This is a genomic window from Kitasatospora sp. NPDC051702, assembly GCF_040681575.1.
In the GTDB taxonomy this organism is placed as follows: domain Bacteria; phylum Actinomycetota; class Actinomycetes; order Streptomycetales; family Streptomycetaceae; genus Kitasatospora.
Genome location: NZ_JBFAZB010000043.1, coordinates 24,149 through 43,234, shown reverse-complemented (window position 1 = coordinate 43,234; position 19,086 = coordinate 24,149). Strand labels below are relative to the sequence as shown.

The window sequence follows — 19,086 nt, the reverse complement described above, 5'->3', positions numbered from 1 at the left end:
CCGCCCGGAGGCCCCACCGCCATGACGACCACCACCGCCGACCGTTCGCCTGCGGACCGCCCCTCCGCCCCGTTGCGGGGCACGGCGGGACGGTCGGATTCCGGCCAACCCGCATCCGGCCGAAGCGCCGCAGCGGACGCCGCACCCGAAGCACCGGCGACCGGCCAACCCGCATCCGGCCGGACCGCATCCAGCCGGACCGCGGCCGGCGATGCCGCGACCGGCAGCGCCGTCGCCGCCGACGCCGCGCCCGACCGCACGGCGGTCACCGCCGCCCTCGCCGGCCTGCCCCGGGTGGTCGACCTGCTCGCGGCCCGCGCCGAGGAGCACGACCGCGACGCGACCTTCCCGTACCAGGGCATCGAGGCGGTGCACGAGGCCGGGCTGCTGACCCTGACGGTCTCCCGGCGCTACGGCGGGCCGGGCGGCACGCTCGCCGACGTCGTCCGGGTGCTCGCCCAACTCGGGCGCGGGGACGCCTCGGTGGCGGTGGTGACGGCCTTCACGCTGCTCCAGCACGCCGAGCAGGCCCGCCGCGGGGCCTGGCCGACCGCGGGCTACCGGCGGCTGCTCGTCGAGTCCCGGCGCGGGCCTGCGCTGGTCACCACGCTGAGCGCGGAGCCGGGCGGCCGGCCCGGCGAGCTGCCGGGGACGCTGGCCCGACGGGACGGCGACGGCTGGTCTTTGACGGGCCGGAAGACGTACTGCACCGGTGCCGAGGCGCTGGCCTGGATGGCGGTCACCGCGCGGACCGACGAGCCGGAGCCGAGGGTCGGGACCTTCCTGGTCCGCGGCGAGAGCGAAGGGCTGGAGATCGACCCGACCTGGGACCAGCTCGGTCTGCGGGCCAGCGCCAGCCACGACGTGGTGCTGGAACGGGTCCGGGTCCCGGCCGATCTCGCCCTGGGCCTCGGTCCGGCGCGGCCGATGGGTGCGAGGGCGGGTGCGGCGGGCGCGAGGTCGGGTGCGGCGGCGAAGGCGGACGGGCCGGCGGGGGCGGACGCCCAGGAGGCCGGGGCCGCCGAACTCACCCGGGCCTGGCACGACCTGGCGCTCTCCGCGGTGGCGATCGGCGTCGCCCGCGCCGCCGAGGCCTGGCTGGTCGGCTTCCTCAACCAGCGGACTCCGGCCAACCTGACCGAGCCGCTCGGCACCCTGCCGCGCTACCGCTGCGCCCTCGGCGAGATCGAGGCCCAGCTGATCGGCGCCGAGGAGCTGGTGGCGGGCCTGGCGCCCCGGGTGGACCGGGGCGAGCCGGACGCCGTCGCCCGGACCGGCCCCGCCCACCTGCTGGCCACCCGGGCCGCCACCGCGGCGGTCCAGCAGGCGGTGGCGCTCACCGGCAACCCCGGCCTGAGCCGGCGTCACCCGCTGGAGCGCTACCTGCGGGACGTGCTCAGCAGCCGGGTGCACCTGGCCCCGGACGAGGCCGTCCTGGAGGCCGCGGGCCGGGCCGCGCTGGAGCGCGGGGGCCGGCCCTGAGACTCCGTCCTCAGCGGGTGCCGACCGCCGCGCGGACGGCCCGCCGGGCGAGCGCGGCGTCGTCGTAGAGCCGACGGATCATGATCCGCTGCTCCTCGCCGGCGCCCGGCACGTCGTACAGGCGGATCTCCCGCATCAGCACCAGCACCAGGTTGACCAGGAACGCGTCCCGGGCCATCGTGCCGCCGCTCTGCGCGAGTTGGCTGATCTGGCGGCGGGCGGCGGTGTCGCCGGAGAGCACGCTCCACAGCACCGCCAGGTCGTAGCCGGGCAGGTACCAGCCGGCCTGCTCCCAGTCGACCAGCACCGGGCCGGACGGCGCCAGCAGCATGTTGCTGAGCAGGGCGTCGCCGTGGCAGAGCTGGAGCGGGGTGTGGCCGAGGCCGTGCAGCAGGCCGCGAAGGTCGCCGGCGTCCCGGTCGGTGAGCTGGCCCACCGAGTGGTAGCGGGCGACCTCCAACTGGTAGTCCATGCGCGGCTGGAACACGTCGGTCGGCGGCCGCCACAGGTTCAGCGTCCGGACGGCGGTCAGCAGCGCCCGCACCTCGCCCGGGGTGGGCGCGTTGACGGGGTGGCGCTCCCGGGCCGCCGGGCGGCCGGGGACGCGCTCCATGACGAGCACGCAGCGGTCGTGGTCGGCGGCGACCAGCCGGGGCAGCCGCACCGGCGGGCGGTGCCGGACGAACGCCCGGTAGACCGCGACCTCGTGGTGGAAGTCGGCCACCAGCTGCTCGAAGTGCCCGCTGCGCACCGCCTGCGGGGCCAGGCACTTGGCGACCACCGGGGCCCGCCCGATGGTGCCCGCCACCAGGATGTGGCGGCTCCCCTCGCGCAGCACCTGGCGCGGGGTGAACGCGGGACATATCCGCGCGACGCTCGCCAGGGCGGCCCGTACCGCCGGGGTCTGCAGCGCCGACGGGTCGATCCGTTCGGGGCCGCCGACCTGGCCGGGCCGGTGCGGCTGGCGCAGCACCCGGCCGTCGGCCTGCCGGGCGAGCGGGACCCGGCCGCCGGCGGGCGGGGCGGTCTCGGGGCCGCGCAGCCCCAGCGCCGTACGGCCGGCCGGGACCCGGGCGTCCGTGGACCGGCCCTCGGTGCCGCGCGGAGCCACCGGGCGGCTCGACGGGGGCACCTGCTTGGGGCCGGGACGGCCGGCGGCTGCGGTGGGGGGGCGCAGCGCGGTGCGGGTCGCGGTCGGCGTGGGGGTCGTCGCTGAGGAGTACATGGGGTGAGGGTGGTCCCTTCCTGTCCGTCGGCGGGTGCGCCCCGCGGTGCGGGGAGGGCCGGTGCCGCGTGCTTCCTGGCGTGACGGCGGCCCTGGCTCGGAGCGGTGGGTGGTGCGCGGGCGCCGGGCACGGACGCGGGGGTCGGGGGACCCCTCCTGCGGCGGTCCGCCCGTCCGCACCCTGGGGAATGCGGTCGGTCGGACTGCCGTGGCCGTGCCCGGCGCCCCCGCGCCACCCGGCCGCGCCACCCCCTCGGGTGAGGACCGGAGGCGTCCCGTGCCACGGACGGGGGACTGCCCCGACGCTGGTGGGACGCCGCCCGACCCTGGGGCGAGGTGGCGCACCCCTACAACACACCCGCCGTGCACTGGCTTAGTAGTCTGGCGGGCCCTGGCGAACGGTGGCGAATGCTCGCCTGGCACTTGCCCGAGCCTCTAGCCTCGAACCAGCCGAGGATCCTGGGGGCTTCATTGAGCAGGGGACCCAACACCCGACTCGCCGACCTGTTCGTCCTGACCGGATGGTCGAAGGGCGAACTGGCACGGCTGGTCAACCGTCGGGGTGCCGCGATGGGACAGCAGCAGCTGTCCACCGACACGTCGAGGGTACGGCGCTGGATCGAGCAGGGGGAGGTCCCCCGCGATCCGGTCCCGAGGGTGCTGGCGGCCGTGTTCACGGAGCGGCTCGGCCGTGTCGTCACCACTGAGGACCTCGGTCTGGAACGACACCGGCCAACCAGGTCCGGAGCGGCACCGTCCGCAGCAGTGCCATGGTCGCCGGATCGAACGGCCGCGGTCCTCACCGAGTTCACGGGAATGGACCTCATGCTGAACCGACGTGGATTGGTGGGCGCGGGCGCCGCGCTCACGGCCGGAACGGTCATCGCCGACTCCCTGAAGGGCTGGCTGGGCGGGGACGCCGTCGCGTACGCGGCCTCGGTGCCCGGACCGCGCCAGGTCATCACCGCCGGCGGTGCCCGCCCGGTGGTGGACGTGTACGACGCGGGCCCGGTCGGGCTCGACGAGGTGGAGTCGCTGGAGCACTCCGTGCAGGTCTTCCGGGCCTGGGACGCGGCCCGCGGCGGCGGGCTGCAGCGCAAGGCGGTGGTCGGTCAGCTCAACGAGGTGGGCGGCCTGTTGACGCACCGGCACGCCGCGGTCGTGGAACAGCGGTTGTGGCTGGTGGCGGCCAACCTGGCCGTGCTCGCGGGCTGGATGTCCCACGACGTCGGCCTGGAGCCCACCGCGCAGCGGTACTTCATGATCGCGGCGGAGGCGGCCAAGGAGGCCGGCGACCGGCCGCGGGCCGGCGAGGCGATCTCGCGGGCCGCCCGGCAGATGGTCCACCTGGGCCGGGCCGACGACGCGATCGACCTGATGGGGGCGGCCAAGGCGGCCGGCGGCCGGGTGCTGCCGAGAACGCGGGCCATGCTCAACACCGTCGAGGCGTGGGCGCACGCCTCGATCGGGCACTCGCAGGACACCTGGCGGCTGCTCGGCGAGGCCGAGGACCTGTTCGCCGAGGACGCTCCGGAGCCGCCGCCGTCCTGGATGCAGGTCTTCGACGAGGCCGAACTGCGCGGCATGCAGGCGCTGGTGCTGCGGACGCTGGCCGAGCACGACCCCTCGGCGGCCCCGCAGGCGCAGCGGCACGCGGAGCGGGTGATCGCCCTGCGGGAGGGCACCGGGCAGCTGCGCTCGGCGCTGTTCGACCGGATCACCCTCGCCTCGGTGCACTGGCTCACCGGCGAACCGGACGCGGCGGACTTCCAGGCGAAGATGGTGATGAACCTGATCGGCCAGAACTCCTCGCACCGGACCTGGGACCGGCTGCGCGAGATGTACCGGCTGACCGCGCGCTACCGGGGGCTGCCGCTGGTGGACGAGCTGCGGGCCGAGCTGGGGCGGGAGCTGCGGGCGGCGGACGCCAAGAACCGGCCGAAGCCGTCCTGAGGAGGCCGTCGTCGGAGGGGCACCCGGCGGGCCCCCGGCGGGAGCGGCCGTCGGGGCTCCCGGCCGGGTCTGCGCGGAAGGACGGGCCTGCGGGGAAGGACGGGCCGGGCCCGGCCGGACGGGTCAGCGCGCCGGTCGGAGCAGCATGCGCAGGGCGGTGACGGTGCCGTCCGCGCCGAGGACGGGCTCGCCCGCGCACTCGACGTCGGCGGGCCGGCCGCCTCCCCGGTGGATCCGCAGGGTGCCGGCGGAGGTACGGCCGTGGATCAGGGCGTCGGTCATCATCCGGCGCAGCAGCGGCCGGTCGGCCTCGGGGAGGCGGTCGGGCAGCCGGTCGAGGCTGAGCGGTCCGTCGCCCGGGTCGCAGCCGAGCAGGAGGTACGCCTCGGCGGTCCAGTGGACGCGGTCGGTGACGAGGTCCCACTCGGCCGAGCCGACGACGTCGCGCGGGCCCGTGTCGCGCTCGCGACCGCGGGGGGAGCGACCGTCCCGGGAACGGCCGTCCTGGGAACGGCCGTCGGGGGAGCGACCGTCCGGGGCGGGGTCGCCCGGGGCGGGGCCGTCGGGGGAGGGAACGTCCTCTTGGCCGAGATCGGGGCCGGACGGCTCCCGTGCCGTGCCGTCCACTCTGCCGTCCGTTCCGCTGTCCGCGTCGCCCGCGTCCCCGGAGCCGCCGTCGTGGGCGGTGCGGTCCGTCGTGCCCGCCGGGGCGCCGTCCACCGTGGCGGTGTCCGGCGGGCGGGCGGCGCCTAAGGGCATGTTCATGACCGGCCCATCGCTCGGGTGCGGCCCGTTCTGCACGGGCTCTCGGGTGGTGAGAAGACTGTCGCACAGCGTGCCCGCCCCTTGCGGGCGATTTGGACAGAACGCAGGCAAAATTCCTCTGGCATATGCCACCCTGGCGGGAGCCTTCGTCGCCCTGTGTGCGGCGGGGGGCCCGAGGCGGTAACCTTCGGTGATTCCGGCGCCCGGGCGCCCACCGCAGTACCGACCAGAGACCCCGGCGACGGAAATCCCGTTGCCACTACGACCGCCGCAACGGATGCTGACCTCATGTTCGAGCCAGTGATAGCACCTAGCGCCAGCCTCCTCGGCCTCCTGCAGCGAGGCCGCGGTGACGGGCAGCTCCACGCGCTGGCCGCCGACCGTACCGAGGCCGTCGCCGCGCTGGAGGAGTGCGTCACCAGGGATCCGCGAGCCGACTGGCAGGTCGAGAGCCGCTCCCTCTACTACGCCCGCCTCTACATGGAGCTGGAGGCGCCCCTCGACGGCATCGAGGACCACCTCCACTCCGCCGAGGACCTCGTGACCGACGACGAGAGCCGCACCGGCCTCGCCCTCTCCGTCCTGGGCCACCTCGCCGCGTACGGCCGGCGCGACGCGCTGCTGATGCTGCGCGAGTACGCCGCCACCGGCGCGAACTGGTCCTGGGCCCTCGACGAGCTCGCGCTGCGCGACGACGACCGCGGCCTGCTGCTGCTCGGCACCGCGGTGCTGGACCACTTCGCGCCGGGCCCCGAGGGCGACGCCGAGCTGCGCGAGTTCATCCGCAACGCGTACGAGCCCCGGCCCTGGCGGCTGTGGGCGGCCTACCACCCGAGAGTGGCCGCGGCCAGCGAGCAGTCCCCCTTCGACCTCTGGCAGCGCCAGCTCAACCGCGGCGGCGTGACCCCGGGCTGGTCGACCGCCGACGTGCTGGCCTGGGCCGACCAGGGCGACCTCGGCGGCCTCGGCGCCGGCGCCTTCCTCGGCCGCCCCGAGGGCCGGCCCGAGCCCGCCGCCGACCCGTCCGCCCCCGACGCCGTGGACCGCCGCGCCGCCGCGGCCGCCCGCTGCCTGACCGCCGTCGTCCGGCCCGAGGACCGCCCCCTCCTGCTGGAGACCGCCCGCGACGGCCTGCCCGGCGCCCGCCGGGCGGCCCTGCGCTACCTCGTCGACCAGCGGGACTCGGCCGCCGTCGAGCTGATCGAGGCCGCCGCCGCCGACGTGGACGACCGGGTCGTGCGCGCCGCCCTGGAACTGCTCGGCCGGATGCGCGGCCCCGAGGTGCTGGCGCAGGCCCGCCGCTGGGCCGACCCGGCCACCGGCGGCGCCGACAGCGCGCTCGGCGAGGCCGCCGTCAAGCTGCTCGCCGACGCCGGGGAGCCGGCCGACGCGCCGCTGGTCGTCGACGGGCTGCGCCGCTGGATCTCGGTGCGCGGGGTCAGCGGTACCGGGCTCGGGTCGCTGGTCGACGGTGCGGGGCGGCTGGCCGCCGCCGACGCCGTGCCCGTCCTGCGCCACATCTACGGCGAGGCCGCCTCCTCGGAGCTGCGCGGTCGCGCCGCCCGGGCGCTCGCCGCGACCGACGTGCACTTCCCGGAGGGCCCCGCCGTCGAGTGCCTCTGGGACTGCGAGGAGTCCACCCGCGAGCTCGCCGCGCGCCACGTCGCCACCACGGGCGACGCGCGCGTGCTGGAGCGCCTGCGCCGGCTCGCCGCCGACCCGGCCGAGGAGGCCGAGGTCCACGCCGCCGTCCGCGGCCGGCTGACCGCCGGTTAGCCACCCGGTCCGACGGGCCGTGGGCCGGACACCTCGAAACGGTGTCCGGCCCACGGTCGTTCCCGGGTGCGGGTGCGGGTGCGGGTGCGGGTGCGGGTGCGGGTGCGGGTGCGGGTGCGGGTGCCGGGTGCCGGTGGCCCCCCTCCGCCGCGCCCGGGCCTCCGCAGCCGTTCCCGTTCGGTCGCCCGCGGGTCGCTCCCGGGTGTTTTTCTGAAACGCCGTTCTACTTCACCACGCCCGCGTCCGGGGCCAGGACGCCGCCGGCCACCAGTCCGATGATCAGGACGCCGAGCAGCACCCGGTAGACCACGAACGGCAGGAAGCTGTGGTGCGAGATGTACTTGAGGAACCAGGCGATCGCCGCGTAGCCGACCGCGAACGCGATCAGGGTGGCCAGGACGGTCGGCCCCCAGGCCGGGGCCGGCCCCTCGCCGATCTTGAACAGCTCCAGCGCCCCCGAGGCCAGCACCGCCGGGATCGCCAGCAGGAAGGAGTAGCGGGCCGCCGCTTCCCGGCTGTAGCCGAGCAGCAGGCCCGCGCTGATCGTGCCGCCGGAGCGGGACACCCCGGGGATCAGCGCGAGCGCCTGGGCCAGGCCGTAGACGCCCGCGTGCGGCAGGGTCAGCTCGGTGATCGGCCGGGCGTGCCGGATCGCGCGGGTGCGGTCGGCGAGGGCCAGGATCACGCCGAACACGATCAGCGTGGTGCCGATGATCCGCAGGTCGCGCAGGTGGGTCTCGATGGTGTCCTGGAACAGCTTGCCGAGGATCCCGATCGGCAGGGTGCCGATGATCACGAACCAGCCCATCCGGGCGTCCGGCTCGGAGCGCAGCGCCGGGCGGAACAGTGACAGCGTCCAGGTCCGCACGATGGCGGCGATGTCCCGGCGGAAGTAGATCAGCACCGCGGTCTCGGTGCCGAGTTGGGTCACGGCGGTGAAGGCCGCGCCCGGGTCGTCCCAGCCCAGGAGGGCGGAGAAGACCCGCAGGTGGGCGCTGGAGGAGACGGGCAGGAACTCGGTCAGCCCCTGGATCAGGCCGAGCACGGCCCCGTGGAACCAGTCGATCACCGGACACCCGTCCGGGGTATCCGTGGGTCGTCGTACATGTGGGGTCCTCGCAGGTCGGTACGGGCGTACGGGCATGCCGCGGCGCTCGCCCCCGGCATGCGGACGACCGTGCCCGCCCGTCCCTCGGGTCGCGCGCGGGCCCGGCGCGCGGCCGATGGTACGGGGTCAAAGTGACGACTTGCCGTTCACCTGTTCGGCGGACCCTCCGGAGGCTCGGTGGACGGCCTGGCGAGGACCCAGGTGCGGTCCGCGGTCAGGTAGCGCTCGACCGTCAGGCCGGCCTCCGCCAAGGCCTGTTCGAACGCCGCCGTGCTGAGCGGACGGGCCAGGAAGGTCTGCGTCCAGCGGCCGCCCGGGAACTCGTACTCGGCGAGCACGGAGTTGACGCCGTCCCCGACGGGGGTGGCGGAGAGGATCCGGCCCCACCCGTCCCCCAGCCGGCGCTCCCGCGGCACGGTGCGGTGCCAGTCCTCGCCCTCGCGCTGCACCAGCACGCAGCCGTCCTCGGCGACGTGGCGGCGGCAGGTCTCCAACAGCCCCTGGCGGACCGCAGGGTCGCCCGCGTGCACCAGGAAGGAGCCGAGCAGCACCACGTCGAAGCGCTCGCCGAGGTCCAGCCGCTCGATCGGGCTGCGCACGGTGCGCACGTCCGGGCGCACCCGCGCCAGCATCTCGGCGGACTCGTCGACCGCGGTCACGGCGAAACCCCGGTCGGCCAGCGGGTGCGTCACCCGGCCGACGCCGCAGCCCAGTTCGAGGAGGGTGGCGCCGGCCGGCACCGCGGCCCCGATCACGTCGGGCTCGTCGCGGACGGGCAGCAGTGACCACATCTCGACCGCGCAGCCGTCCGGGGTGATCGCGCCGGGGCCGGTGCCGTCGTACCCCGGGCGCCGCGCGTCGCCCGCCTGCGTGCCGACACCGCGCGCCTGCCCGTCGTGGCCCGTCCGTCCGTCGTGGCCGGTCTGTCCGACGTCGCTCGTCCGCTCGTCGTCGTCCGGATTCCTGCCGTCGCCGCTCTCCGTGCCGTTGCCCATCGGGCCATCGGAGCACGCGCGGCGTGGCGGGGGAAGGGGAGGGCGACCGGCCGGGGCGGGTTTCGGTCAGTCCGTCAGTGCACCCTCGAGTTCGGCCAGGGTGGCGCGCAGCCAGGCGAGTTCGGCCTCGCTGGTGGCGCGGGCGATCAGCAGCAGCCCGCGCCGGAACGGGTCGGTGAACTCCTCGGCGCCGACCGGGCGGTCCCCGTCGTAGAAGAAGCTGGCCGGCTCGGTGAGGAAGGCCAGCCGTCGGTGGAGCACCGCGGCCTGGGCGGCGGGGTCGTCGAGGTGGCGCAGGAAGGCGAGCAGGGTGAACCAGCGGTTCTCGTCGCTGATGTCCAGCGCCTCGGGTTCGCGCAGCCGTGCCAGCAGGGCGCCGCGGCCCTCCTCGGTGAGGTGGAGGGTGTGCCGCGGGGCGGCGGCGCTGCCGGGCTCGGTGACGCGGACCAGCAGGCCGTCGGACTCCAGGCGCTTGATCGCCGGGTAGAGCGTGCCGTCGCTGATCGGGCGGACGTGTCCGGTGAGCGCGGCGAGGTGGCGGCGCAGCTGGTAGCCGTGCAGCGGGCGGTCGTAGAGGAATCCGAGGATCGCGAGCTTCAGCATGGGGCCACTCTCTCAGACCCGTCCCTCGGGGCATCGGTATATCGCTTCCAGGGTACCTCGTTGTCGAGGTATGGTCTCGATGGTCCGAGTCGAACGACGTCCCGCGTCGAGCGACGTCCGGCGTCGGAGCTGTTCCGAGTCGAACGACGTCCCGCGTCGAAGGAGGAGTCCCGTGCTGCGCCACGCCCCCGTCACCCCGAACGGCGACCTGATCCGCTGGGTCGAACTGCCGGGAGCCGAACCCGCCCGGCTCTACCTGCACGGCCTGGGCGCCAGCTCGCCCGTCTACTTCGCGGCCGCGGCGGCCCACCCGGTGCTCGCCGGTCGCCGCTCCCTCCTGCTCGACCTGCTCGGCTTCGGCATCAGCGACCGTCCCGCCGACTTCGGCTACACCCTGGAGCAGCACGCGGACGCCGTCGCGGCCGCGCTGGCCGCGGAGGGGCTCACCGGTGTGGAGGTGGTCGGCCACAGCATGGGCGGCGCGGTCGCCGTGGTCCTCGCCCACCGGCACCCGCGGCTGGTCTCGCGGCTCCTCCTGGTCGACGCCAACCTGGACCCCGCCGCCCCCGGCCCGCGGCCCGGCGGCAGCGGGATCGCGGGCTTCACCGAGGAACAGTTCCTGGCCGGCGGCCGGGAACTGGTCGCCGAGCGGGTCGGCCCGTCCTGGTGGTCGACGATGCGCCTGGCCGGGCCCGAGGCGCTCCACCGCAGCGCCGTCCACCTGGCCCGGGCGACCACCCCCACGATGCGCGAACTCCTGGTCGGCCTCGACCTCCCGCGCACCTACCTCCACCCGCAGGCCGACGGGGAGCCGCGCGACGCCGACGGGCTCCGGGCGGCCGGTGTCCGCGTGGTGGCCGTTCCGGACTGCGGGCACAACATCATGCTCGACAACCCGGAGGCCTTCGCCGACGAGGCCGCGGTGGCGCTCGGGCTCGACCCCGCCGCCGGCCCCGGCCCCCGCTGAGGGCCCGGACTCGGCCCCGGCTCAGGGCTCGTAGCGTGAAGGCGTGACGAGACCGATGACGGGAATCGAGGCCCCGCCCGCGCTGGCCGCCTCGCTAGACCGGTTCCTCGGGCCGGCCGGGCGGGCCTGGGCCGCCGGACTCCCGGCCCTCGCGGACGGCCTGCTGGACCGCTGGGAGCTGCGCCCGGACGGCCCGGCGGCACACGGCGCGGTCGGGCTGGTCCTGCCGGTGCTGCGGGCCGACGGCAGCCCCGCGGCGCTCAAGCTCCAGCCGGTGGACGAGGAGACGGCCGGCGAGCCGCTCGCCCTCCGCACCTGGGCGGGGTGCGGCGCCGTCCGGCTCCTCGGCCACGCGGAGGACTCCGGGGCGATGCTGCTGGAACGGCTCGACGCGGGGCGGTCGTTGCTCGACGTGCCGGACGAACGCGCGGCGCTGCGCGCGCTCGCCGAGCTGCTGCGGGAACTGACGCAGCGTCAGGCTCCGTCGGGTCTGCGCACGCTGGCCGAGGTCGCGGACGACGTGCTCGCCCGGGCCCCGGCCGCGGTCGCCGCCCTCGCCGACCCGGTCGAACGGGGGCTGCTCGCCGGCTGCGCCGCCGCCCTGCGCGAGGCCCGCGCCGAACCCGGCGACCGCCTGCTGCACTGGGACCTGCACTACGGCAACGTGCTCGCGCCGCTCGACGGCGCGGACCGCGGCGACTGGCTGGCCATCGACCCCAAGCCGCTCGCCGGACACCCCGGCTTCGAGCTGCTCCCGGCGCTGCGCAACCGCTGGGACGACGTGGTCGCCACCGGCGATGTCCGGCGGGCCCTGCGGCGGCGGTTCGACCTCCTGACCGAGGCGCTGGCGTCCGACCGGCAGGCGGCCGCGGCCTGGACGCTAGGGCGGGTGCTGCAGAACGCGGTGTGGGCGGCCGAGCAGGGCGAGGCGGCATTGGACCCGGCGCAGCGGGTCCTCGCGGAGCTGCTGTCGGGGCGCTGACCGGACCCCCGTCCGTTGCGGCAGTGCCCCGTCTCGGCGCCAGCCTCACCGCTCCTGCCTCAGCCTCCCCGCGTCACTGCTCCCGCGTCACTGCTCCCGCGTCACTGCTCCCGCGTCACCGCTCCCGCAGTGGTGCGAAGCGCAGCGGCGTGCCGGGCCGCGCCTGGGCGGCGGCGGCCAGGTCGGCGGTCGGGACGACCCCGATCACGGGGTAGCCGCCGGTGGTCGGGTGGTCGGCCAGGAAGACCACCGGCTGTCCGTCCGGCGGGATCTGCACGGCGCCCAGCACCATTCCCTCGCTGGGGAGTTCGCCGGTCCGGACGCGGGCGACGGCCGGGCCCTCGGTGCGCAGGCCGATCCGGTTGCTGGCGGCCGCGACGCGGTACCCGTCGCAGCCCAGCCGGGTGACGGCCGCCGGTGCGAACCAGTCGGCGCGCGGGCCGAGTCGCAGACGCAGCACCAGTTCGGCCGGGGGAGCGGGCAGCGGCACCAGGTCCGGCCGGGCGCCGGGGGTCGGGGGAGGGCCGACGGGCAGCCGGTCCCCGGCGGCCAGCGGGGCCGGGCCGAGCCCGGAGAGCAGGTCCGCCGAGCGGCTGCCGAGGACCGCCGGGACGGCGACCCCGCCCGCCACCGCCAGGTATCCGCGCACGCCGGCGGTCGCCGGGCCGACCTCGACGAGGGCGCCGGCCGGCACCGCGACCGGGGCGCCCCACGCGGCGGCCCGCCCGTCGACGCGCACCGGGGAGGGGGCGCCGGTGACGGCGACGACCACCGGCCCGAGGGCGCGCAGCGCGACCCCACCGAGCGTGGTCTCCAGGCCGGCGGCCTCCGGGCCGTTGCCGACCAGCCGGTTCGCGGCCCGCAGCGCAGGCTCGTCCAGCGCCCCGGCCCGGGGCACCCCGAGGTGGGCGACACCGCGCCGCCCGAGGTCCTGCACGGTGGTCAGCGGCCCGGGCCGCACCACCAGGAGCCCGTTCGCCGGATCCGTCGCCGGTGCCCGTGTCACGTCCCCGCTCCCTCCCTACGCCCGTACCGCGGTGAACCGCACCCGTACGCCCGGGGCCAGCAGCGCCGCCGGTTCGCGCCCGGTGTCCCAGAGCGTCAGCGCCGTCCGCCCGAGCAGCTGCCACCCGCCGGGGGAGGATCGCGGGTAGACGCCGGTGTACGGGCCGGCCAGGGCGACCGACCCGGCCGGGACGGCGCTGCGCGGGGTGGCCCGGCGGGGCACCCCGTACCGCGGCGGCAGGCCGGTGAGGTAGCCGAAGCCGGGGGCGAAGCCGCAGAAGGCGACCACGTACGCGGGCGAGGTGTGGATCCGGACGGCCGCTTCCTCGGACACCCCCCACAGGGTGGCGACCTCGGCGAGGTCGGCGCCGTCGTACACGGTCGGGACCTCCACCGGCGGGCCGCTCGTCGCGGCCGCGGCCGTCGGCCGGGCGGTGCGCAGCAGGGCGGTCACCGCGTCGATGTCGGCCACGCCGTCCAGCAGTACGGTGCGGGCGGCGGGCACGATCTCCTCCACCGCGTCGAGTGCGCCGGGGGCCTCGCCGGCCTGCCGTTCGCGCAGCCAGCCGTACAGCGCGGCGACCGCGGCCTCGTCGGCGAGCTCGACCAGCAGGGACCGCTCGCCGACCCGGCGCACCGTGGCGGGCGCCGTCACGTGAACGCCTCCACCCGGACCCCGGCGGAGGCCAGCGCGCCGCGGATCCGCCAGGCGAGCTGTGCGGCGCCGGGGGTGTCCCCGTGCACGCACAGGGAGCGGGCCTCCACGGAGATCCGTTCGCCGCCGACGGCCTCGACCGAGGCGTCCCGGGCGATGCCGACGGCGCGGGTGATCACCGCTTCGGGGTCGTGCACGACGGCGTCGGGCTCGCGGCGCGGGACGAGGGTGCCGGCCCAGGTGTACGCCCGGTCGGCGAAGGCCTCGGTGACCACGGGCAGTCCGACGCCCTCGGCGACGGCGAGCAGCCGCGAGCCGGGCAGGCCGAGCACCGGCAGCGGCCCGTCGCAGACGGCCCCGGCCCGTAGCACGCCGGCGACGACGGCCTCGGCCTGTTCCGAATCGGCGACCACGCGGTTGTAGAGGGCGCCGTGCGGTTTGACGTAGGAGACCCGGGAGCCGGCGGCCCGGGCGAAGACCTGGAGGGCGCCGATCTGGTACGCGATCTCGTCGGCCAGCTCCTCCGGTGGGACGTCCATGGCGCGCCGGCCGAAGCCGGCCAGGTCGCGGTAGGAGACCTGGGCGCCGATCCGGACGCCGCGTTCGGCGGCCAGCGCGCAGACCCGGCGCATCGTGGACGGATCCCCCGCGTGGAAGCCGCAGGCGACGTTGGCGCTGGTCACCACGGACAGCAGCGCCTCGTCGTCGGTCAGCGTCCAGCGTCCGAACCCCTCACCGAGGTCCGCATTGAGATCGATCACCGCATCGGCCACGCCCGTCCGCCTCCCAGCAGCTGTTGAGCCAGATGGTAGGGCCTGCGGATGAAGGCCGTTGCCCGTGACCCGGGCCCCCGGCGGGCGCCCCGGCGTGCGGGCCCGCCGCGCACGCCCCGGGACGGCTCCGACTCAGCCCGCGGCCACCGGTCCCCGGAAGGAACGTTCCAGCGGGCGCAGGGCCCGCAGCACGATCAGCAGGGGGATGACACCGATGACCCCGAACGACATGTCGATGAATCGCCAGGCGAGCGGGATGCCCCGGATCGGGCCGCAGACCAGGGCCAGCGGGATGACGGCGCCGCAGGCGAGCACCGCCCAGCGGATCACCCAGACGTTGCGGACCGGGTCCTTGATCGGGCCCCAGAAGGCGGCGGCGATGACCAGGTGGGCGAAGGCCAGCCAGTCCGTGCCGTAGGCGAGGAAGGGGTAGCGGGCGTCGGTCTCGGCCACTCCCGTGCGGACCCGCTCGATCCAGTCCAGTGCGCCGGGCACGCGCTCGACCAGCGGGGCGGCCGGTCCGCTCGCGAGGTCGGCCAGCCAGCGGGTCTCGGCCACCAGGGGGAAGGCCGTCAGGCCGCTCAGCACCAGGCAGACCACGAAGGTCCGGAGCCACCGCCGGACCCGCCGCAGTGCCGCCGCGGTCTCGGTGCCCGGCGCGGTGCCCGTCGCGCGGTCCGTGCCGTGGTCCCGCTCGCTCTCCATGGTGCGAACCTCCAGGTCGAAGGGCAGACGGGGCCGTGTCCCGACTGTGCGGAACCGACTCTAGACCTTCGATTTGAACGCGTTCAACTCGGCCCCGCGCCCCGCGGAAGGGTCCCGGCGTCCCGCCGACCCGGACCGCGGGCCCGCCGCAGGGCGCCCAGCCCCGACCGGCTGCCCACCCCCGACCGGCTGCTGACCGCCGACGGCTGCCGACCGCCGACCGGCCGGCCCCGGACGCGACGGTGCCCGGACGCCGAAGCGCCCGGGCACCGGGGGAGGCGGTCGCCGCGGCTACGCGGTGTACGTGTAGGTCACCGGGGCGCTGGTGCCGCCCGCCGTGGTCACCGTGACGCCCACCGGACCGGGCCCCGCCGCCGCCGGCGCGGTGGCCGAGCAGAAGGACGGTCCGCAGGAGACGTGCGCGGCCGGCACCCCGCCGAACGCGACCGTCCCGTAGGTCAGGTTGCTCCCCTGGAGGTAGACCTGGGTGCCGCCGGCGGCCGGGCCGCTGGTGGTGGTCAGGTTGGTGACCGCCGGGGCGGCCGGCGGCGGGGGCGGGGCGCCCGTGTAGTCGAAGGTGACCGGCGCGGTGGCCGTGCCGCCGGGCGTGACCACCGAGACGGGCACGCTGCCGGAGCCGCCCGGGGTGGTCACCGTGCACGCGGTGTCGGTGCAGCCGCCGCCCGCCGGGACGCCGCCGACCAGCACCATGCCGTGCGCCAGGTTGCTGCCGTTGACGGTGACGGCGGTGCCGCCCGCGCCCGGACCGGTGGTGGTGCCGAGGCCGGTGACGGCGGGGGCGGCCTGGGTGGTCGGCGGCTGCGGGCCGGTGCCGAGCAGGTAGGTCGACACGTGGCCGGTCGGGTCGGTGTCGTTGGGGTTGCCGACCGTCACGGTGATCGGGCCGGTGGCCGGCGCCGTCCCGTTGGTGGCGACGTAGACCTTCATGAAGTTGCTGACGCCCGGCTTGCGGGTGCCGGTGAAGACGGCCTCCAGGTGCCGGCCGTCGGGCGAGACGGTCTCGGTGAAGGTGTAGTCGTACGGGGTGTTGTAGAAGGCCGCGCCGCTGGTGGTGACGCCGGGCGGCAGGTCGACGGTGAGGTGGGTGGGACCGGTGAGGTCGGCGGTGCCGGCCGAGGTCCAGGTGACGGAGAAGTTGGTGCTGTCGTGCGCGAAGATCGGGTAGTTGCCCGCCTGCGACACGGTGACGTGCTGGGCCGAGGCCGAGCGGACGGCGGCCGGGGCGGCGGTGGCACCGGCGGCGCCGGCGGCGAGGGTGGTCACGGACAGCGCGGCGGCGAGGCCCACTTTTGCCAGTCGGGTGATCATAGGCCGATCATCACCGAACTACCGCGCCGCCCTCACGGTTTTCTCGAATGCCGGTTCGAGAATGGCGAAATCCCGTTCCGAATTGGCTCTGCGCGCCACCCGTGGCCTGCCGCTGCGCCCGCCCGCAAGGCTCGTTTCGGTCGATGTCGGTGCGAACCTCTAATCTTGTCCACCGTGACCGCCATCGCTGACCCGCCCACCGAGCACGGCACCCGGCCGCCCGCCGGGCCCGCCGCCGCCCGGCCCGCGCCCGGCCCCGCCGCCGACGAGGGCCTGGCCCGCCGGCTCAAGGCGCTGGCCTGCACCGCCCCGCTGCACGACCTGGACAACCGCAAGGTCAACCTGGCCGGCGAGTACGGCGGCTACGCGATGGCCGAGGTCGGCCTCGCCGCGATCGACCTGGTCACCCTGCACATGGACTTCGACACCGGCGCCGACCGCGACATAGTGCTCGCCCGGCTGCTGCCCAGGGTCGCCGCCCAGGCCGTCGGCCGGCCCGGCACCGAGCACGAGCGGGTCGCCCGCTGGGTGCTGGAGTCGCTGATCAACGTCGGCAGCGTGGACCGCGGCTTCCGCGCCGTCTACGGCACCTTCGGGGCGGACGGCGAGTACGTCCGGCGCGACTACGACTTCAAGCTGATCGAGGAGGTGCCCGGCCCCGACGGCGGCGTCTACCTGCGCACCACCGACGAGGCGGTGAACGTCCTCGTCGGCGCGCTCGACACCGACGTCACCTCGGCCCAGATCGCCGCCGAGGTCAAGCTGGAGGTGCTGATCCGCCGCGGCCGGCTGGCCGACGCCCAGCTCGCCGCCGAGCAGGCCCGCTACCGCACCGTCCAGTACGCCGAGACGCTGCGCCGCGCCCTCGACGCCACCCGCCGCAACGTCCGCGCCGTCGACTGGATGCGCGCCGTCCCCGACCTCATCGACGAGGCGCTGGACCACATCGCCGACCGCTACCGGCACGAGAACGCGATTCTCACCAACATCCGCAAGGCCCGCGACGAGGCCGAGGAGCCGGAGCACAAGCGCCGCGCCGCCGAGCTCGTCGACATCGTCAAGGACTGCATCCGCCGCCACACCCAGCTGCAGACCCGGCTGCTGGAGGCCGGCCCGCTGTTCCGCGCCGAACAGGACCGGCAGGCCTTCGCCACCCCGGGCGCCCGCAGCGGCATCGACCTCTACGGCCAGCTGCTCGCCCCCGTGCTGCGGCTGCCGCTCGAACAGGCCGTCCGCCCCACCGACGCCTTCTTCGCCCGCGGCACCGGCCTGCGCACCCCCGCCTCCGTCCGGGTCGCCGACCTGGTCGACCTGCTGCTCACCCCGCCGGTCGAGCGCGAGCACCTCGGCGCCGAACTGCCCGACCCGGACCTCGTCGCCACCCCGGACGACAGCCGCTTCTCCGAAGCCCAGCTGGAGGCGGCCCTGGTCCTGCTGGACCTGCCCGCCGACGCCCCGCGCCGGCTCTCCGGCCTGCTCGCCGAGGCCCGCGAACAGGACCGCGAGCTGCCCTACCTGGTCGCCCTGCTCGCCGTCCACGCCGCCAGCCCACCGGTCGGCACCGCCTACCGCCAGGGCGAGGAGCGGCTGCTGTTCGCCGTGGACGACGGCACCCCGCTGCAGGACGAGGAGTTCGGCGGCGCCGACCTGATCGTCGGCAGCGCACTGCTGGACGCGGCCGGCATGGCCGCCGACCGCAAGGACGCCGGCTGAGCGGCCGGCCCCCGTCGACCGCCCAGGCCCCGCCGCCCGCGCCCCGGACCGCCCCGGCGACGGCCCCCCGTCCCGGAACCCGACGCACCACCCGAACCCGATGCACCGCCCGTACCCGACGCACCACCCGCGAGGAGCACCGCCCGTGACGACCCACCACGACACGTCCTGGGCGGCCGAGACCGAACCCGCGGCCCCCACGCCGATCACCCCCGCCGACGTCGCCGACGCCGCCCGGCTGGTCTCCTTCGGCCTGCAGGCCAAGCTGCTCCCCGCCCGCGACGCCGAGTACGCCGAACTCGTCCGCCGCCACCGCGAGGACCCGCCGTTCGCCCGGCTCGCCGACGCCGTCGCGACCGGCATGGGCCTGGTCGTCCTGGAGGTCTCGCCGCGCGCCGGCATGGCCGTCGCCGCCGCCGAGGACTCGCTGTTCGCCGTCCGGATGGGCGACTACTCGCGCCGCGCCGCCTCCGAGTCCACCGACCGGTTCCTGCACGGCCTGGCCCACCTCGCCGTCGCCGCGATGGCCTTCCCCCGCCCCGAGGACCTCGCCGACGACGGCTACCTCGGCCGGATCACCGTCAACGGCGTCGACGCCTTCGTCCGCCAGGCCTGCCGCCGCCTCGAGGAGCAGGCCGACGCGGAGGGCGCCAACACCGACCCGCAGTCCGACGCCCCCGGCCTGGAGGCCGCCTGGCGGGTGTGGGCCCGGCGCACCGCCACCGGCGCCACCAAGGACGCCCGCCGGCTCTCCGGCTCGACCACCGGCATCGTCGCCAAGGCCGTGATGTTCCTGGTCGACTCCGGCTTCCTGCAGAAGGTCGCCGACGACGCCGGCGGCACCTACCGCACCACCGCCCGCTACCAGCTCCAGGTCCGCGACCTGGCCGGCAGCGCGGCGATGGCCGAACTGCTCGACCTCGGCGTCGTCCCCGTCTCCGACGGCACCGCCAGCCTGCTGCCCCCGGACACCGGCGACGAGCTGGTCGCCGACGCCGGCCTGCCGTTCCACTCGCTCTGACGCCCCCTCCCACCACCCTCACGGAGAAC

Annotated in this window: 17 protein-coding genes; 7 read left to right on the top strand and 10 right to left on the bottom strand. The window is 76.3% G+C overall.

What is annotated here, in order from left to right; genetic code table 11:
* The first annotated feature begins 21 nt into the window (after positions 1-21).
* The gene (locus AB0N04_RS29335) at positions 22-1,482 is read left to right on the top strand and encodes an acyl-CoA dehydrogenase family protein (RefSeq protein WP_360218623.1); all 1,461 of its coding nucleotides are present in this window, start codon (positions 22-24) and stop codon (positions 1,480-1,482) included.
* Between the two features lie 10 nt (positions 1,483-1,492).
* Here the strand turns inward: AB0N04_RS29335 and AB0N04_RS29330 are convergent, their stop codons facing one another.
* Positions 1,493-2,707, bottom strand: coding sequence for a phosphotransferase (locus tag AB0N04_RS29330; RefSeq protein ID WP_360218626.1), 1,215 nt, complete (start codon positions 2,705-2,707; stop codon positions 1,493-1,495).
* Between the two features lie 471 nt (positions 2,708-3,178).
* On the opposite strand from AB0N04_RS29330, the gene AB0N04_RS29325 reads away from it, so the two are divergent.
* A complete protein-coding gene (locus AB0N04_RS29325; protein WP_360218629.1) occupies positions 3,179-4,660 on the top strand; it encodes a hypothetical protein in 1,482 nt (493 codons plus the stop codon).
* A gap of 123 nt (positions 4,661-4,783) precedes the next feature.
* Here AB0N04_RS29325 and AB0N04_RS29320 read toward each other — a convergent pair whose 3' ends face one another.
* On the bottom strand, positions 4,784-5,425 hold the full coding sequence (locus AB0N04_RS29320) for a hypothetical protein (protein WP_360218632.1): 642 nt from the start codon (positions 5,423-5,425) through the stop codon (positions 4,784-4,786).
* A gap of 288 nt (positions 5,426-5,713) precedes the next feature.
* Here AB0N04_RS29320 and AB0N04_RS29315 point away from each other — a divergent pair, with 288 nt between their 5' ends.
* Positions 5,714-7,201, top strand: a complete 1,488-nt coding sequence (locus AB0N04_RS29315) for a HEAT repeat domain-containing protein (protein ID WP_360218635.1) — start codon at positions 5,714-5,716, stop codon at positions 7,199-7,201.
* Positions 7,202-7,424: 223 nt separating this feature from the next.
* Here the strand turns inward: AB0N04_RS29315 and AB0N04_RS29310 are convergent, their stop codons facing one another.
* The 3 genes from AB0N04_RS29310 to AB0N04_RS29300 form a co-directional block, all read right to left on the bottom strand.
* Positions 7,425-8,270, bottom strand: a complete 846-nt coding sequence (locus tag AB0N04_RS29310; RefSeq protein ID WP_360218638.1) for an undecaprenyl-diphosphate phosphatase — start codon at positions 8,268-8,270, stop codon at positions 7,425-7,427.
* 185 nt (positions 8,271-8,455) lie between these two features.
* Complete coding sequence (locus AB0N04_RS29305) at positions 8,456-9,304, bottom strand: class I SAM-dependent methyltransferase (RefSeq protein ID WP_360218641.1); 849 nt, start codon at positions 9,302-9,304, stop codon at positions 8,456-8,458.
* Positions 9,305-9,370: 66 nt separating this feature from the next.
* Complete coding sequence (locus tag AB0N04_RS29300; protein WP_360218644.1) at positions 9,371-9,907, bottom strand: PadR family transcriptional regulator; 537 nt, start codon at positions 9,905-9,907, stop codon at positions 9,371-9,373.
* Positions 9,908-10,082: 175 nt separating this feature from the next.
* Between AB0N04_RS29300 and AB0N04_RS29295 the strand changes: the two genes are divergently transcribed.
* A complete protein-coding gene (locus AB0N04_RS29295) occupies positions 10,083-10,874 on the top strand; it encodes an alpha/beta hydrolase (protein ID WP_360218715.1) in 792 nt (263 codons plus the stop codon).
* 55 nt (positions 10,875-10,929) lie between these two features.
* Positions 10,930-11,856, top strand: coding sequence for an aminoglycoside phosphotransferase family protein (locus AB0N04_RS29290; protein WP_360218718.1), 927 nt, complete (start codon positions 10,930-10,932; stop codon positions 11,854-11,856).
* Between the two features lie 115 nt (positions 11,857-11,971).
* Here AB0N04_RS29290 and AB0N04_RS29285 read toward each other — a convergent pair whose 3' ends face one another.
* The 5 genes from AB0N04_RS29285 to AB0N04_RS29265 form a co-directional block, all read right to left on the bottom strand.
* Positions 11,972-12,862, bottom strand: coding sequence for a biotin-dependent carboxyltransferase family protein (locus AB0N04_RS29285; protein WP_360218647.1), 891 nt, complete (start codon positions 12,860-12,862; stop codon positions 11,972-11,974).
* Positions 12,863-12,877: 15 nt separating this feature from the next.
* Positions 12,878-13,516 (bottom strand): 5-oxoprolinase subunit PxpB, encoded by a 639-nt coding sequence (gene pxpB, locus AB0N04_RS29280; RefSeq protein WP_360218650.1) that lies wholly within the window; start codon positions 13,514-13,516, stop codon positions 12,878-12,880.
* Complete coding sequence (locus tag AB0N04_RS29275; RefSeq protein WP_360218653.1) at positions 13,513-14,289, bottom strand: 5-oxoprolinase subunit PxpA; 777 nt, start codon at positions 14,287-14,289, stop codon at positions 13,513-13,515. The genes pxpB and AB0N04_RS29275 overlap by 4 nt, the downstream gene beginning before the upstream one ends.
* Before the next feature lie 132 nt (positions 14,290-14,421).
* Positions 14,422-14,994 carry a hypothetical protein gene (locus AB0N04_RS29270; protein ID WP_360218656.1) on the bottom strand — a complete coding sequence of 191 codons (573 nt, stop codon included), beginning with the start codon at positions 14,992-14,994 and terminating at the stop codon, positions 14,422-14,424.
* A gap of 291 nt (positions 14,995-15,285) precedes the next feature.
* On the bottom strand, positions 15,286-16,323 hold the full coding sequence (locus AB0N04_RS29265) for an IPT/TIG domain-containing protein (protein ID WP_360218659.1): 1,038 nt from the start codon (positions 16,321-16,323) through the stop codon (positions 15,286-15,288).
* Between the two features lie 183 nt (positions 16,324-16,506).
* Between AB0N04_RS29265 and AB0N04_RS29260 the strand changes: the two genes are divergently transcribed.
* On the top strand, positions 16,507-18,036 hold the full coding sequence (locus tag AB0N04_RS29260) for a hypothetical protein (protein ID WP_360218721.1): 1,530 nt from the start codon (positions 16,507-16,509) through the stop codon (positions 18,034-18,036).
* A gap of 145 nt (positions 18,037-18,181) precedes the next feature.
* Positions 18,182-19,057, top strand: coding sequence for a hypothetical protein (locus AB0N04_RS29255; protein ID WP_360218661.1), 876 nt, complete (start codon positions 18,182-18,184; stop codon positions 19,055-19,057).
* Positions 19,058-19,086: the final 29 nt, after the last annotated feature.